This window comes from Novosphingobium sp. Sphag1I (assembly GCF_056279125.1).
The window spans coordinates 49,343-64,722 of sequence record NZ_JBWBQS010000015.1; the positions used below are offsets into that span (position 1 = coordinate 49,343).

The 15,380-nt window shown below is 63.3% G+C and carries 11 protein-coding genes; 5 read left to right on the forward strand and 6 right to left on the reverse strand.

The genetic code is table 11. The features are described from left to right. Positions 1 to 53 precede the first annotated feature (53 nt). Together ACZ9HU_RS16850 and ACZ9HU_RS16855 are read left to right on the forward strand one after the other, a co-directional pair. Entirely contained in the window at positions 54 to 1,127 is a 1,074-nt protein-coding gene (locus ACZ9HU_RS16850; RefSeq protein WP_476106609.1) for an efflux RND transporter periplasmic adaptor subunit, read from the forward strand. Then, complete coding sequence (locus ACZ9HU_RS16855; protein WP_476106612.1) at positions 1,124 to 4,222, forward strand: efflux RND transporter permease subunit; 3,099 nt, start codon at positions 1,124 to 1,126, stop codon at positions 4,220 to 4,222. Before ACZ9HU_RS16850 ends, ACZ9HU_RS16855 begins: the two co-directional genes overlap by 4 nt. Before the next feature lie 12 nt (positions 4,223 to 4,234). On the opposite strand, the gene ACZ9HU_RS16860 is transcribed toward ACZ9HU_RS16855, so the two are convergent. Next, the gene (locus tag ACZ9HU_RS16860; protein ID WP_476106615.1) at positions 4,235 to 5,617 is read right to left on the reverse strand and encodes an HD-GYP domain-containing protein; all 1,383 of its coding nucleotides are present in this window, start codon (positions 5,615 to 5,617) and stop codon (positions 4,235 to 4,237) included. Between the two features lie 191 nt (positions 5,618 to 5,808). Between ACZ9HU_RS16860 and ACZ9HU_RS16865 the strand changes: the two genes are divergently transcribed. Continuing rightward, entirely contained in the window at positions 5,809 to 6,066 is a 258-nt protein-coding gene (locus ACZ9HU_RS16865) for a hypothetical protein (protein ID WP_476106618.1), read from the forward strand. 26 nt (positions 6,067 to 6,092) lie between these two features. Here the strand turns inward: ACZ9HU_RS16865 and ACZ9HU_RS16870 are convergent, their stop codons facing one another. Together ACZ9HU_RS16870 and ACZ9HU_RS16875 are read right to left on the reverse strand one after the other, a co-directional pair. After that, entirely contained in the window at positions 6,093 to 7,010 is a 918-nt protein-coding gene (locus ACZ9HU_RS16870; protein WP_476106622.1) for an alpha/beta hydrolase, read from the reverse strand. Between the two features lie 148 nt (positions 7,011 to 7,158). Then, a complete protein-coding gene (locus tag ACZ9HU_RS16875; protein WP_476106626.1) occupies positions 7,159 to 9,501 on the reverse strand; it encodes a TonB-dependent receptor in 2,343 nt (780 codons plus the stop codon). 242 nt (positions 9,502 to 9,743) lie between these two features. Between ACZ9HU_RS16875 and ACZ9HU_RS16880 the strand changes: the two genes are divergently transcribed. Then, on the forward strand, positions 9,744 to 10,931 hold the full coding sequence (locus tag ACZ9HU_RS16880) for a glycoside hydrolase family 68 protein (protein WP_476106628.1): 1,188 nt from the start codon (positions 9,744 to 9,746) through the stop codon (positions 10,929 to 10,931). Here the strand turns inward: ACZ9HU_RS16880 and ACZ9HU_RS16885 are convergent. Then, positions 10,913 to 11,917 carry a LacI family DNA-binding transcriptional regulator gene (locus ACZ9HU_RS16885; protein ID WP_476106630.1) on the reverse strand — a complete coding sequence of 335 codons (1,005 nt, stop codon included), beginning with the start codon at positions 11,915 to 11,917 and terminating at the stop codon, positions 10,913 to 10,915. The two genes, ACZ9HU_RS16880 and ACZ9HU_RS16885, sit on opposite strands and share 19 nt — an antisense overlap. A gap of 66 nt (positions 11,918 to 11,983) precedes the next feature. Beyond that, complete coding sequence (locus tag ACZ9HU_RS16890) at positions 11,984 to 13,054, reverse strand: alpha/beta hydrolase (RefSeq protein ID WP_476106632.1); 1,071 nt, start codon at positions 13,052 to 13,054, stop codon at positions 11,984 to 11,986. A gap of 73 nt (positions 13,055 to 13,127) precedes the next feature. On the opposite strand from ACZ9HU_RS16890, the gene ACZ9HU_RS16895 reads away from it, so the two are divergent. Beyond that, complete coding sequence (locus tag ACZ9HU_RS16895; protein ID WP_476106634.1) at positions 13,128 to 13,625, forward strand: DUF3237 domain-containing protein; 498 nt, start codon at positions 13,128 to 13,130, stop codon at positions 13,623 to 13,625. A gap of 3 nt (positions 13,626 to 13,628) precedes the next feature. Here the strand turns inward: ACZ9HU_RS16895 and ACZ9HU_RS16900 are convergent, their stop codons facing one another. Beyond that, a complete protein-coding gene (locus ACZ9HU_RS16900; RefSeq protein ID WP_476106638.1) occupies positions 13,629 to 15,347 on the reverse strand; it encodes a tannase/feruloyl esterase family alpha/beta hydrolase in 1,719 nt (572 codons plus the stop codon). Positions 15,348 to 15,380 lie beyond the last annotated feature (33 nt).

The following is a 15,380-nucleotide window of genomic DNA, read 5'->3' on the forward strand; positions in this document are numbered from 1 at the left end:
ACAAAAAGGTTACATGAGTACACATGATCCCTCTCTCGTTGGAGGAATCGTGCGTGACGAATCGGTATCGCAAATCTGCTCTCGCCCTGCTGGCCCTGCCCGCGTTTGGACTTTCGGCCTGCCACGGCGCCGACCCTGATCCGCGCGCCCAGCCGCCGTTGGTGCGGGTGATCGCGCCGGCGGCGGCGGGCGATGCCGCGCATGAATTTACCGGCATCATTGCCGCGCGCGTTCAAAGCGATCTGGGGTTTCGCGTCGGGGGCAAGATTACCGAGCGATTGGTCCAGGCCGGGCAGACCGTGCGGCGCGGACAACCATTGATGCGGATCGACCCCACCGATCTGACGCTGGCCACCCGTGCATCGCAGGAAACGGTGCAGGGCGCCCGCGCCCGCGCCACACAAACCGCGGCGGATGAGCGGCGCCTGCGCGATCTGATTGCGGCGGGGGCGGTGTCTGCCTCCGCCTATGATCAGGCCAAGGCCGCCGCCGATGCCGCCCGCGCCCAACTGGCCGCAGCAGAGGCGCAGGCGCGGGTTGCGCATAATGCGGCGGGCTACAGCCTGCTGGTGGCCGATGCGGATGGCACGGTGGTCGAAACGCTGGCCGAACCGGGGCAGGTGGTTGGTGCGGGCCAGATTGTCCTGCGCCTTGCCCGCTCCGGCCCGCGAGAGGCGCTGGTACAATTGCCCGAAACGGTGCGCCCGACCATTGGCTCTCCGGCCAAAGCGCGCACCTATGACGGCGCCCAAGGCTCGGCCACGCTGCGTCAATTGTCCGACGCAGCCAATCCGGCCACGCGCACCTTTGAGGCGCGCTATGTCCTGCATGGCGGGCCCGCACAGGCGCCGTTGGGGGCCACCGTCACGATCTCTCTGGCGCAGGCGGGCCATATGGTGGCGACGCAGGTGCCGCTGGGCGCAATCCGCGATGTGGGCAAGGGGGCGGGGGTCTGGGTGCTGCGCGATGGTACGGCTCCGTCGGTCCATTGGCGCCCGGTCCATATTGCCGCGCTGGCCGAGGAAACCGCGACCATCGACGCCGGGTTAAGGCCGGGCGAGCGCATCGTCGCGATGGGCGCGCATATGTTGCATGACGGCCAGGCCGTCCGGGTGTCGGCGAAATGAGCGGCGGGTCGGAAACCAAGGGTGGGTTTAACCTCTCTGCGCTGGCCGTGCGCGAACAATCGGTGACGCTGTTCTTCCTGATTGCGATTATTCTGGCCGGTGTCTTTGCCTTCCTGAAATTGGGCCGGGCCGAGGATCCGGGCTTTACCATCAAGGTGATGACGGTGGTGACGGCATGGCCGGGCGCCACCGCGCAGGAGATGCAGGATCAGGTGGCCGAACCGCTGGAAAAGCGGCTTCAGGAATTGCGCTGGTATGACCGCAGCGAGACTTTTACCCGGCCCGGCCTTGCCTTCACCACACTGACTTTGCGTGACCAGACGCCGCCCAAGGATGTGCCGGAACAATTCTATCAGGCGCGCAAAAAGATCTCGGACGAGGCGCGCAAGTTGCCGCAAGGCGTGGTCGGTCCCTTTGTTGATGATGAATTTGGCGATGTCAGCTTTGGTCTCTATGCGTTGAAAGCCAAAGGCGTGCCGCAGCGCGATCTGGCGCGCGAAGCCGAAAGGCTGCGTCAGCAATTGCTGCATGTGCCCGGCGTCGACAAGGTCAAGATTCTGGGCGAGCGGCCCGAGCGCATTTATGTCGAATTCGCGCAGGAGCGGCTTACCACGCTGGGTGTCTCGCCCCGCGCGATCTTTGACGCGCTGGCCAAGCAGAACCTGATGACGCCGGCCGGTTCGATCGAAAGCAAGGCGCAGCAGGTCGTCGTCCGTCTGGATGGCGCATTTGATGACCTCTCCAAAATCCGCGACCTGCCCATCATCGCCAATGGTCGCACCTTGCGCCTGTCCGACATTGCCAAGGTCGAGCGAGGCTATGAAGATCCCGCCACTTTCCTGATTCGCAGCGAGGGCGAGTCGGCGCTGATGCTGAGTGTGGTGATGCGCGAGGGCTGGAACGGGCTCGATCTGGGCAAGGCGCTGGCCGCCGAGACCGACAAGATCCGCCAGCAATTACCCTTGGGCATGACGTTGAGCAATGTGACCGACCAGTCGGTCAACATCCGCGATGCCGTCGATCAGTTCATGCACACCTTCATGGAGGCGCTGATCATCGTGATGATCGTCAGCCTTATCAGCCTTGGCTGGCGCGTGGGGATTGTGGTGGCCGCCGCCGTGCCTTTGACGCTGGCGGTGGTGCTGTTGATCATGTGGGCGACGGGACGCGCCTTTGACCGCATCACGCTGGGCGCGCTGATCCTGGCGCTGGGCCTTCTGGTCGATGATGCGATCATTGCCATCGAGATGATGGTGGTGAAGATGGAGGAAGGTTATGACCGCATTCGCGCCTCGGCCTATGCGTGGAGCCATACGGCCGCGCCCATGCTGGCGGGCACGCTGGTCACGGTGATCGGCCTGATGCCGGTGGGTTTTGCCAAGTCCACGGCGGGCGAATATGCGGGCAACATCTTCTGGGTTGTCGGCTTTGCGCTGATCGCCTCATGGTTCGTGGCGGTGATCTTCACGCCCTATATGGGCGTCAAACTGCTGCCCGTGATCAAGCCGGTGGAGGGAGGCCATGCCGCCATCTATCAAACGCCGCGCTATCATCAGGTGCGCGGTATCATCGCATGGGCGGTGCGGCGCAAGAAACTGGTGGCCGGGGCGACCTTTGGGGCGTTTTTGGTGGCGGGCGTGGGTATGGGGCCGGTGAAGAAGCAGTTCTTCCCCACCTCCGACCGGCCCGAATTGCTGGTCGAGGTGCAGATGCCCAAGGGCACCGCCATCGGCCAGACGAGTGAGGCCGCACGGCAGGTGGAAACTTGGCTGCGCCAGCAACCGGAATCGCGCATTGTCACGACCTATGTGGGGCAGGGCGCGCCGCGCTTCTATGTCCCGCTCTCGCCCGAATTGCCCGATCCTTCCTTCGCCAAGATCATAGTGCGCACCGGCAAGGAGGCCGACCGCGATGCCTTGAAACTGCGCCTGCGTCAGGCGGCGGCCAATGGTCTGGCCCCTGCCGCGCGGGTGCGGGCGACGCAATTGGTCTTTGGCCCGCCTTCGCCTTTCCCCGTGGCTTTCCGCGTCAACGGGCCGGACCTTGCTACGGTGCGCACCATTGCCGCGCAGGTGCAGGCGGTGATGCAGGCCGATCCGATGATGCGCACGGTCAATGCCGATTGGGGCGACCGCGTTCCCGCGCTGCATTTCGTGCTGGATCAGGACCGGTTGCAGGCGCTGGGTCTGACATCTGGCGATGTGGCCAATCAGTTGCAGTTCCTGCTCACCGGCGTGACCGTCAGTCAGGCGCGTGAAGACATCCGCACGGTTGATGTCGTGGCGCGCTCGGCGGGCGGGAAAAGACTCGATCCGGCCCACATCGGCGATTACACGCTGGTGGGCGCACAGGGCCAGCGCATCCCCGTCAGTCAGATCGGCAAGATCGAGGTGCGCATGGAGGACCCCATCCTGCAACGCCGCGACCGCGTGCCCACCATCACCGTGCGCGGCGACATTGCCGACGGGCTTCAGCCCCCCGACGTCTCCACCGCGATGCTGGCCAAATTGCAACCGATCATCAAGAGCCTGCCCGCCGGGTATCGCATCGACATGGCCGGTTCGATTGAAGAGGCCGCCAAGGCCAATGCCGCGCTGGCGCCGATCTTTCCGATCATGATCGCGGCGATGATGATCGTCATAATCCTTCAGGTGCGCAGCCTGTCGGCCATGTGGATCGTGCTGTTGACCGCGCCTTTGGGCGTGATCGGGGTGGTGCCCACTTTGCTGCTGACCGGCACGCCCTTTGGGTTCAACGCCATTCTGGGCCTCATCGCGCTGGCGGGCATTTTGATGCGCAATACGTTGATCCTGATCGGCCAGATCCGCGACAATCAGGAGGCGGGCATGAGCCAGTATGATTCCGTTGTCGAAGCCACCGTCCAGCGTTCCCGCCCGGTGATCCTGACCGCGCTGGCCGCGGTGCTGGCCTTTGTGCCGCTGATCAGTTCGGTGTTCTGGGGCTCGATGGCCATCACGCTGATTGGCGGCACGCTGGGGGGTACGGTGCTGACGCTGGTGTTCCTGCCCGCGCTCTATGCGCTGTGGTTCCGCATCCTGCCGCCCGCCGCAGAGCGCATCGAGGCTGCGGCATGAAACTTGTCGCGTTCACCCGCCGTTTGCGCCCTCATCCCGCGCCAGGTCGCGCAAGGCCTCAAAGCAGTTTCCATCGATTGCCTTGCCGACTTCGGCCTCCATGATCGACAAGGCTTTTTCGACCGGAAGAGCGGCGCGATAGGGCCGGTCGGCGGTCAGCGCGTCATAGAAATCGCAGACGGTAATGATCCGGGCTTCCTGCGCGATCAACCTTTCATTCAACCCCAGCGGATAACCCTTGCCGTCCAGTCTTTCATGATGCGCCGCCGCGATCGAGGCCATATCACGCAATGGGCCGATCCGTGAAAGAATGGCCATGGTGTGTGAGGCGTGGCTGCGCATTTCGATCCATTCCGCATCGTCCAGCTTTCCGGGCTTTTCCAGAACCCGACTGGATACCGCCAGCTTGCCCACATCATGCAGGATGGCGGCACGACGCAATTGGCGAACCTCTTGCGACGCCAGCCCCATCTTGTGGCCTAGCCCATGCGCATAATGGCCCACGCGGCCCGAATGGCCGCCTGTGTAGGGGCTTTTGGCGTCAATCACGGCGCCAAACGCTTCGGCAATGTCGTCGAGGTAATCTTCATCGACCGCGATGCGGGTATCTTCCGGTTCAAACGCGCCAATCCGTGCCTCCAGCGTTGGCGCGTTGACTTCCTGCCAGAAGTTTGGATCGGCACCGAGGCGTAGAAAGCTGTCGACGAGCGTTGGATCAAACCAGGTGCCGCGCCGCGCCGCCACCTCGGCCAATGCCGCCTGCGGCCCGGCGGCCTTTTGGAACACGTCGGCCACCTGCGCCAGCAAAGCAAGGCGCGCAGCGAGCGGGATCGCTTCGCCGCTTTGCCCCTGCGGTTTTCCGCTGCCATCCCAATGTTCATCAAGCGCGGCTATGGCTTCTGCCACCGGCTCTGGGAAACGCAGGCGGCGCGCGATATCGGCGCCACGGGTGCAGCGCGTCTGGATCAGGTCGCGCGCGATGTTGGTGCCGTCTTTCAGGATCGTGGCGATAGCACGTGCGCGTGCGGCCAGCGACTGCCCACGGCCCGTGCGGCTGAACACAAAGCGCAACGTGGGGCCAAGGCCTTCGGGAACCAGTTTGTAATCATGTTTGAAGCTGCGATCGTCCGCGAGATAGATTTCGGCGATACGTGCGGCATTGCTGGAACAGCCCAGATCCTTGAGCAGCGTGGCATAATAAACCGTTCGCCGTTCAGCCGAGGACAGGCCGAGCGCCTGAGCGATACGACTGGCGATCCAGCAACTGCGCAGAGAATGGCCTTCCGGCTGTCCCTCGGTCAGGTCGAGCGCGTAAGAGAAGGCGGCCAAGATTTCGCTCAGCGAGGTCGAACCGCAGGAGGACAAGTCGAAGTCGGAGGAAAATGCGTGGCGCATCTGGAAAGGTCCTGAATCTTATGAAGTGCTACCCTAACTTGATGGGATTAATACTGCGTTGCCTGCATTGCGGCCAAATTCAGGCCGGCCGCCAGATCACAGATCTTTGTCGCCCAGCGGTTGACGCGCGCGCGCCGGTTGGGCATCGAGCCGGTGTTTATTCATTGCCCATTTGACCGAAAGGGGTCTTTGTGACGACGCCGTCTTCACCGCAGGATCTGCAAGATCAGTTCGCCCATTGTGTTCAGGTGTTTGGCGGGGTGGCTGCGGCGTCGCGGCGGCTTGGCATCGATGAACGGGCTTTGCGTCGTTTCGTCAATGGCGAACGTCCGATCACTGCCGCCTTGCTCAAAGACACAGCCCAAGTGTTGCGCAACCTGATCGCGCAGGCGACCGAGGTTGAGGCCAATATCACCGCGGCTGCGGCGGGAATGCCCGCGGATCAATAATTCGCGTCACGTACCTGGCGCGGCTGTTAAAGCCGTTCCAGCCATTTTTGCGCCAAGTTCGTCCATTGTCCCGCCGAGCCATTGGCAGGGCCGATGCCGAAACCGTGCTTTCCTTCGGCAAACAGATGCATTTCGGGCGCATGGCCCACCTTCGTCAAAGCGTCTGCCATCATCAGGCTGTTCTGATAAGGCACCGCATCATCGTCGAGCGCATGGACCAGAAACACCGGCGGCGTTTGGGCCGAAACGTGCTGAACCGGCGAGCGGCGTGCGACAAGGGCCGGATCGGGCGCCGGGCCGAGCAGCGTTTGCGCCGACCAGGCATGGGTATAGGGCGCCGTCATGCTGATCACAGGATAGACCAGTATCGCGGCATGGGGCCGCGCATCCATCCCGTCGATGGCGTCGACCGGCGGGGCCAGCTTTTCTTCAAACCCGGTGAGCAGCGAGGCGGCCAGATGGCCCCCGGCGGAAAAACCGATGACGGCGATGTTGGGGTCCGAAACCCCGTCCTGCTCGGCGCGCGAACGGATCACGCGCATGGCGCGCTGTGCATCCATCAACGGCACATCGGCGCGGTCGGCCCAGCCTTCGCCCGGCAGGCGATAGACCAGAACATAGACATGATAGCCCGCCGCATTGAACACGCGGGCCACATCGGCGCCTTCATTGCGGATCGAGACGAAATTATACGCGCCCCCCGGAATGACCAGCAAGGCCTTGCCATTGGGTCGGGCGGCGCGGAACAGGCGCAATTCCGGCTCGGCAATATTGCTCAGAAAGGTTTGCGGCCAGTCGGCGGGACGTACACGCGGCGCGAAACCTTTACCCGGCACGCCGTTGGGCCACAGCGGCAAAGGCTGCGCCTTTTGCCATGGCGCGGGCAGGGGGCCGCTTCCTTGGGGGATCATCAAAGGTGCGGCGGCTTGGGCGGGCTTCGTCATGGCGGCTCCGGCAAGGGCGGCAAATCCGGCCTGTATCGTGCGGCGTCGGTTCCAGAGCAGGGGAATTTCCTTTCGTCACACGTTTTGTGGGCACGGCAACGGCGCACCGATCAGCATGATCGACGCGCCGCATATTGCCAAGATGGTTTTAGTATTTGAAGCCGATACGCACGCCATAGGTGCGCGGCGGGGCATAGCTGGCCGTGGTCGAACTCCACACCGGGACGACAGTGGTGGCGATGCGGCGGTCCTCAACATTGTTCATGAACAGGTTGATATAGGCATGGCCGCTCGGTTCGTCATAGCGCAGGTTGAGATCGGTCTTGGTATAGCCCGCGATGCGGCCCTGCACGGCATTGTCGCTGCTGGCAAAGGTCTTGGACTGGGCATAGAAATCGACCGAGGGCGTGATCTTGCCGCCCGATGCCAGATCAAAGCTGTGGGCATAGCTGAAGCGGGCGGAAAATTGCGGCGCATTGGTCAAACGCTTGCCCGAATAATCCGCCGAGGCCGAGGGGATCGCCGCATAGCCAAGGATCGGGGCAAAGATGTTGTACATCGTATCGGCCGAATGCAAATTGTCCGACGCGCCGGGGAAGCTGAGATATTCCGCCACCATATAGGCCACATAGCCCGAGAATGTGTCGTTCCGTGTGGGACGATACGATGTTTCCAGATCCACACCGCGAATACGCGCCTTGGCCGCATTGGTGGTGACGGCAATCGGTCCCTGCACGGGATCGACCACGATGGAGGAAACCTGAAGGTTCTTGTAATCCATCTGATAGCCGGTCAGGCCGATGAACAGGCGATCACCCAGCAATTTGGCGCGCAGGCCCGCTTCGTAATTGGTCACGGTTTCGGGCGCGTATTGACGATAGGCCACCGGATTGCCGCTGGATTGCAGGCCGCCCCCGCGATAGCCGGTCGAAACCGTGGCATAGGCCAGAATGCCCGGCGTCAGGTCATAATCCAGCCCGGCCTTCCAACTGACCTTGCTGAAGCTGGCCTCGGCGCGGCCCCGATCATCGGTATAGGCGATGGCAAAACCGCCGGGGCAGGCCGAGGCGTTGAGCGTGGCGCGGGTGACAGTGGCGCCGGGGCAGACCAATTGCTGTTCGCGCCCGTTCACATCATCCCACGTGGCGCGCACGCCCGCCGTGGCGCGCAGGCGATCGGTCAGCGAGAAAGTGCCCTGGCCAAACAGGGCGCGCGATTTGCTGCCTTCGCCCGAATAGGTGTTGACCACGTCCACCGCGTTGATCGTGCCGATCTGATTGCCGGTGCTGGCCACCAGCGGGCCAAAGATGTTGTAAACGCCGGCAAAGGGCGCGGGCGCAGTGTTGCCCGCATGCAGCAGGCGCTGGCCCGAGGGGATCTCGTCCTGATAGATATAGGCGCCCGCCACCAGCTTGACCGGCCCACGCTGGAAATTGACGTCCAGTTCGTGCGACCAGCTGTTGGTCTTGTGGTTGACATATTCCTGCGAAAACACGCCCGAGGCCGCCGCCACACCATTGTTCACCAGCGAAGAATAGCCAGCCAGCCAAGTCAGGCTGAGGCTGTCGGTCGCCTGCCACATCAGCTTGGAGCGTACATCATAGCTCTTGACGTTGATGCGGTTGTTGCGGACCTGATCCAGCCCCGGATTGACCGTGTCAAAGCGGGTCGGAACGATCGTGACCGGGCCAAAGCTGCCGGTGTTCAGATTGGCCTGCGGATAGTAATTGTAATTGCGCAGATAGACGGCGGGAACCGTGCCGTTGTTTTCGGCATAAGAGCCCGACACGCGCCATGTCAGCGTGGGCGTGATCGCCCATTTCGCGGTCAGGCGCACGCCGCCCAGATCGGTCTGGTCGAAACGCGCGGTGCCCAGTTGCGGGCCATAGCCATCGTTCACCTGTCGAAAGGCGGCAATGCGCAGGCCAAACGTATCACTGACCGGCAGATCGACCGCCGCCTGTGCGCGGATGTCGTTAAAGCGGCCATATTGCAGGCTGGCGCTGCCGCCCAGATGCTTGCCCGGATCGGCGGTGTTGATGTTGACCACGCCCGCCGTCGCGTTGCGGCCATAAACGGTGCCCTGCGGCCCGCGCAGCACCTCGACCGAGCCGATGTCGAACATGGCCAGACCCAGCGCCACCGAGGAGGGATTGTAGATCCCGTCAAACTGGGTGGCGACGGTCGAATAGCCCGAAAAACCGTTGTTGCTGCCGATGCCGCGAATGGAAAAGCCGTTCTGGCTGAGTTGCAGCGAGGGTACGGTCGAAACCAGACGATCGGCGCTGGTGATGGATTGGCGATCAAGCGCGGCCTGTGAAACGACGCTGACGGCGATCGGCGCTTTGGAGATCTTTTCGCTGCTCTTTTGCGCGGTCACTACGATTTCGGTGGTCAGTTGGTCGTTTGCCGCCGTGGCATTCTGCGCAAAAGCAGGGGTGGCCAAAGGAATCAGCGCGGCGCTGGTGAGTAGAATGGCGGAATTTTTCATGGCGTCCTCCCGGGATCATACCTGTGTTTTTTGGCGCCGGGTGCGGCGCCACTCTCCTGACGGCTGCTGCAATGAGTCGCTGCTCTTGCGCAACCGATTGAGCATCTGTTACAATCGATAGCATTCGTTGCCTAGTGGGAATTTTCAAGCGTCAATTCCGCTCATGGATGGTGCAATTTTTGGCCTAATTTGCTGATAAATGGTGCTTATCTCTGGCAATCCGTGATGAGGGAGGGAATTTTATGGACAAACGTTTGCAATGTGTGGCCGATTCGCCTCACCCATTGACCTTCTGCTGGACCGTCGCCCATGTGGCGGGACTGTATCCAACCGCAGAAAATACAATCCCTGCCTTTATATCGGGCCACTGCGCCCCGCGCCTGCCCGGTCTGGATATTTGGGATATGTGGCCGGTGGAGAACCTTGAAGGCCATGCACACACCTTTGCGCAAGGAGCGCTGTGGCTGGCGCTCGCCGCCCCGGTTCTGCCCGATCCCGAAGATCGCCATGCCATTGCGCGTATCCACCTTCTTCTTGAGGCGGCGGACGGTTCAGGCTGGACCGATTGCGGCCCCGCTTTTCCCGATGGCCATACGCCGGGCAGCCGCGAATGGTCGGGCAGCGCGCTATTTGACGCCCACGATGGCCGCGTACGCTGCTGGTTTACCGCAGCAGGCCGCCGCGATGAGGCAAGCCCCACTTTTGAACAGCGCCTGTTCGTGACGCAGGGTGTGCTCCAATGGCATGGCGACAGGCCCGTCCTGCTTGACTGGAGCGAACCCGCCGAAGTCGCCGCCGCCGATGGCGAGATCTATCTGAAAGTGCGCGGTAGCGCGGGCGGCGCAGGCACGATCAAGGCTTTCCGTGATCCATGCTATTTTCAAGACCCACGCAGCGGCGAGCATTTCCTTTTCTTCACAGCGTCAAAAGCGGCTTCCGCCTCGCCATGGAATGGGGTGATCGGTGTGGCCCATTCGCTCGCCGGGCCGGATGGGCCGTGGCGCCTGCTGCCCCCGGTGGTGGATGGCGATGGGCTGAACAATGAGTTGGAGCGCCCCCATATGCGCTATCAGGGAGGCCATTATTACCTCTTTTGGTCCACCCAGCGCAAAGTCTTTGCCGAGGATGGGCCGCAGGGGCCAACGGGGCTGTATGGCGTGGTGGGCGAGGGGCCGTTGGGGCCGTTCCGCCCGATCAATGGCGACACTTTGGTGGCGGGCAATCCGGAGGAAGCCCCGTGGCAGGCCTATAGCTGGTGGGTCTTGGGCGACGGGCGCGTGACCAGCTTTGCCGACCTGCCCGGTGTAGCGCCGGACGGCGCACCATCGGATGCCGAAGGCCGCCGCCGCGCCTTTGGCGGCACTCTGGCGCCATGGTTCACCCTTGAACTCAGGGGCGACACCAGCCGGATTCAGGTCGATTCACGCTGAATCAAGTGCGGGTCGATCAGCACACTGCTGGTCGGCTCGCCCGCCATGCGTTTGAGCAGGAGATCGACCATCACCCTTGCGCCATGGCGCAACTGCTGGTCAATTGTCGTCAATGGCGGCGAAACCAGTTCGCCCAGCGGCAGGCCGTCATAGCCGATCACCTTGACCTGTTCGGGCACGCGCAGTCCCATTGTGCCAAGCGCGCGGATCACGCTGATTGCGGTCACGTCCGATGCCGCCACCACGCCGTCGGGCATCACCGGCAAGGCGCGCAGCAAACCCAGCGCATCGTCATAGGCCGCCGCCGGTTCGCAATGCGAAGGCATAATCTGCAATTCCTCGCCCCGCCCGGCGATGGCCAGCGCTTGTCGCACGCCATCCAGTCGGGCGCCAAATTCCGGCCCTTCGACCGGCCCCATATAGGCGATGCGTCGACAGCCGCGCTCCATCAGATGTCGCGCCGCCATCATCCCGCCCGCGCGATTGTCCGATCCCACCGAGCAATGGTGTTGCCCCGAAACCTGACCGCCCCACACCACCATGGGGTGATAGGCCAGCGAAGTCGCCTCGATCACCGCCAGCTGATTGGATTGACCGATGATCAGCACACCATCGACCCGGCCCGACCGCGCATAATTCTCGATCCAGCGCCCATCGGACGGGATGACGCGCGAAAGCAGCAGGTCATAGCCCTGATCGGCCAGAGCATCAGCCAAATAGCCGCTCATCGTGTTGAAGAATGGATCGGACAGATGCTGAAGATCATCATGGCCCAGCGGCACCAGCATGCCCACCGTGCAGGTCCTGCGCATCCGCATGTTGCGCGCCAACTGATTGGGCTGATAACCCAGCTTTTGCGCCAGTGTGATGATCCGCTCACGCGTTTTGGGGCTGACCCGGCCCGAACCGGAAAGCGCGCGCGACACCGTGCCCGCCGTAACCCCGGCCAGTTCGGCCAATTGTTTGATATTGGTCGGGCTGTTCAATCCATTGGCTCCATGTTCACGCCTGTCGTTCTATCGCCGCGCTCCGTTCGGGCAAGCAAAACCGGGTCAAATCCCAAATGCGCGCCGATAGGCGGCCGACCGCGCCGCCAGAACCTGCCGCGAGACCCATGCGCCGGGCATCACCTTGTCAAACCCATGAAACGCGCCGGGCAGAACCAGCAGTTCGGCGGGTACGCCACTGGCCGTCAATCGCTCGGCATAGGCGATGTCCTCGCGGGTGAAGAGGTCGATGGAGCCCACCGCGATAAAGGCAGGGGGCAAACCGGCAAGGCTGGCGGCGCGGGCGGGGACGGCGCGGCGGGGCACCTGGGCCTGACCCGGCGTCTGGCCCAAAAAGGCGCGCCAGCCATAGCGGTTGGCATCGCCATCCCACCCGATACAACCCAGCCCTGGCGCGGGATGCCATGTCGATCCGGTCCGATCATCCAGCATCGGATAGATCAGGCATTGGAAGGCCACCGGCACTTCGCCGCGGTCGCGGGCCGTTTGCGCCAGCAGCGCGGCATGGCCTCCGCCCGCGCTTTCGCCCGCCACCGCGATCCGCGCCCGGTCCACGCCCAACGCGGCGGCGTTATGGTAAAGCCAGAGCAGGCCCGCATAGGTCTGCTCCATTGAAACGGACCAGATCGCTTCGGGCGCGAGGGAATATTCAACCGAGACGATGACGCAATCCAATTCGCGCGCCAGATCGATCAGTCCGCCGATTTCCAGCAAAGCCGAGCCGGTGATGAAACCCCCGCCATGGGTGTGCAGAATGGCCGGGCGCGGCGCGGCGTTCGGCTTTTCATTCACCACATAAAGCTTCACCTCGCCCAACCCCTTGCCGACGGGCGCCATGGCGGTGCGGATTGGCACGGCGGGATGTTCGGGCAGGGCCGCCTTGGCAATCGGCCCGCGCAGCATGGGCAATTTGGACGGGCCCATCGGATAGAAGCCGCTGGTCATGGCGATGATCTGTTTGGCCGCCTCGCGCAGTTCCGGATCGACAAAGGGGAGCCCGGCAGCCCCGCCCGTTTCCTTGGCGCACAGCGATCCGCCCGGTAGCAGGGCGACGGCGGCGCCCGCCATCATACGCATGGCGGTGCGGCGATCGGGCGCGAAAATGTTCTTGTCCATCTCAGTCATCCTTGGAATGCACAAACGTTTGCCTTACCATAGCTGACAATCACAGCTGTTGGGAGACTCTATCGTGCCTGTTCTGAAAATCGCCACCGCTTTGGCCCTGACGCTGGCTCCGGTGGCCGTGGCGGCGCAACCCGCGCCGCAACTGGAATTCATGTTTGAGGCCGAGGTCCTGCTGGCCCCGCGTGTTGATGTCGGCGGCACCGCCTTTGGTCAGCGCGGCTATATACCCATCATCGGCGGCACGTTTTCCGGCCCCGCGATCAAGGGCAAGGTCGTGCCGGGCGGATGGGATTGGCAATTGCAGACATCGGCGGGGTGCAGCAGCCTGCACGCTGATTATTTCCTCCAAACCGACGATGGCGTGATGTTCAATGTGGTCAACCATGGCCAGTTCTGCCTTGAAAAGGGCCAGCCTTTCACGCCCGCCTTTACCCAGCCCCGGTTTGAGGCGCCGATGGGGCGCTATGGCTGGCTTAACCATGGCGCCTGGATCAGCCGGTTGGAAGGGGGCAAGGATCCGGCCCATCCCTCGGTGGTGATCCGTTTCTATCGGGCGCGTTAGGCGTCAGCTACAAGTGAAGCTTTCCGCCTTTTCCGGGTCACCGCCGCGATAGCGGGCGATTTTGGGAAAGGCGCAAAGCGGGCGTTTCCGGCCCGGAAAGGGCGAGGTGGGGCCTGCGTGGGCGATAATCTTTTCAGGCGCGCGATGCTGTTCAACCCATGCGACCATGGCGTCAAAGGCGGCATATTGATCGGTGGCCGGGCCTCCGGTGCAATGGTTCATGCCCGGCACGGCGAAAAAGCGCGTGCCCGCCCGCGCCGCACGGCCGCCCCGCGCCAGCATCGCGCGATACCAATCCAGCGTGTCGGCGATGGAGAACACCGGGTCCGACCCGCCATGCAGCACCATCAATCGTCCGCCATGGCCCAGAAAGCCCGATAGGTCGGTCGAGCGGGCCGAGACATCTTCCCATCCCGATGTGACGAAATCACCGCCGCGCGCCAGAATGCCCTGTTCGGCCCGGTCCAGATCGAGCGCCATCTGAAAGGCCAGCCCGCCTTCTGCGCCGGGGGCCAAAGCCTGCGGCGGCACCGAGAAAACCGAGGCCAGCGCGCCCGCTCCCATCAGCATATTAAGCGAGGGAACGCGCCCGTCGGCGGTCCCCAATTGCCAGATACGCCAGTCGGCCGCGCCCCATCCGGCATCCCATGGGAACCCGGCATAGATGCTCTGGCCGCGGCTGTTGCGCGGGCCGTCATGCACGCGTTGCAGGGCGGTGATCTGCTCGCCGGTCAGGCAGGCGTTGGTCTTGGTGCCTTTGCACCGGATGGCGTTAATGGCGGGCAGAACCCGTGCCGAGGTGCATTGGCCCACCGCCAGAATCATGCCATCGGCCAACCCGTCCAGCTTGTCGCAGGCGCGCAGCATTGCCTTGCGGGCCAAAGCGAAATCGCCATCGGAAAACCCCTGCGCAATGTTGAGCGGGGTCAGCGGCCCATGGCCATTGGCGGCCGAGAAAGCAAAACTCTTGGTGTTCCACGCCTCGCCAATGGCGGCGCGGGGCAGCGACATGCCCGGCGCCGTCACCACCACGCCGTCAAACAGGCTGGGGTATCGCTGGACCAGCGCCATGCCTTCCTGACCGCCTTTGGAGCAGCCGACGAAATAGCTGTGCTTTGGTGCCTTGCCATAACGGGCGGCGATCACCTTGCGCGCGGCCAGCACCGATTTTTGCAGCGAGGCATGGCCATAATTGACGCGGGCCAAAGGATCGAAGCCAAAGGCCAAAGTGCCGCCACGCTTGGGGTCGAAATTGGCGATATTGTCATGGCCCGAATCCTGCGACAACACGGCATAGCCGCGCGCCAGAGCCGGAGGTGAGACACCCATTCCGCCCACCGCATCGCCCAACTCGCCATCGCTGCCCCCGCCGCCCTGAAAGAAGAAGCTGCCGTTCCATGCCTCGGGCAGGCGCAGGTGAAAGCGGATGGCATAATGCTGGCCATCGGACCCCACGCGTTGCTCGGTGTGGCCGATCACCTCGCAATGGGCGGGCAGGATCGGGGCAGGAGGCGGGGTGACGCCGGGGGGAACCGGGCTGGTCGGTCCGGGGCCTGCGGCATTGTGACGGGCGCTCTCTATCACCAGATCGGTCAGGGGGGCTTGGGCCAGTGCGGTGCAGCCTGTGGCACTCGCTGCCTGAGCGGAGCTGAACGTGATGGCGCAGCCGGTCAGGAACAGGCCTGACCGTATCGCGGCGGAAATGAGGAGGCTGTGTCGCATGGCCGGATGATAGCATGAGCAAACGTTTGTGCA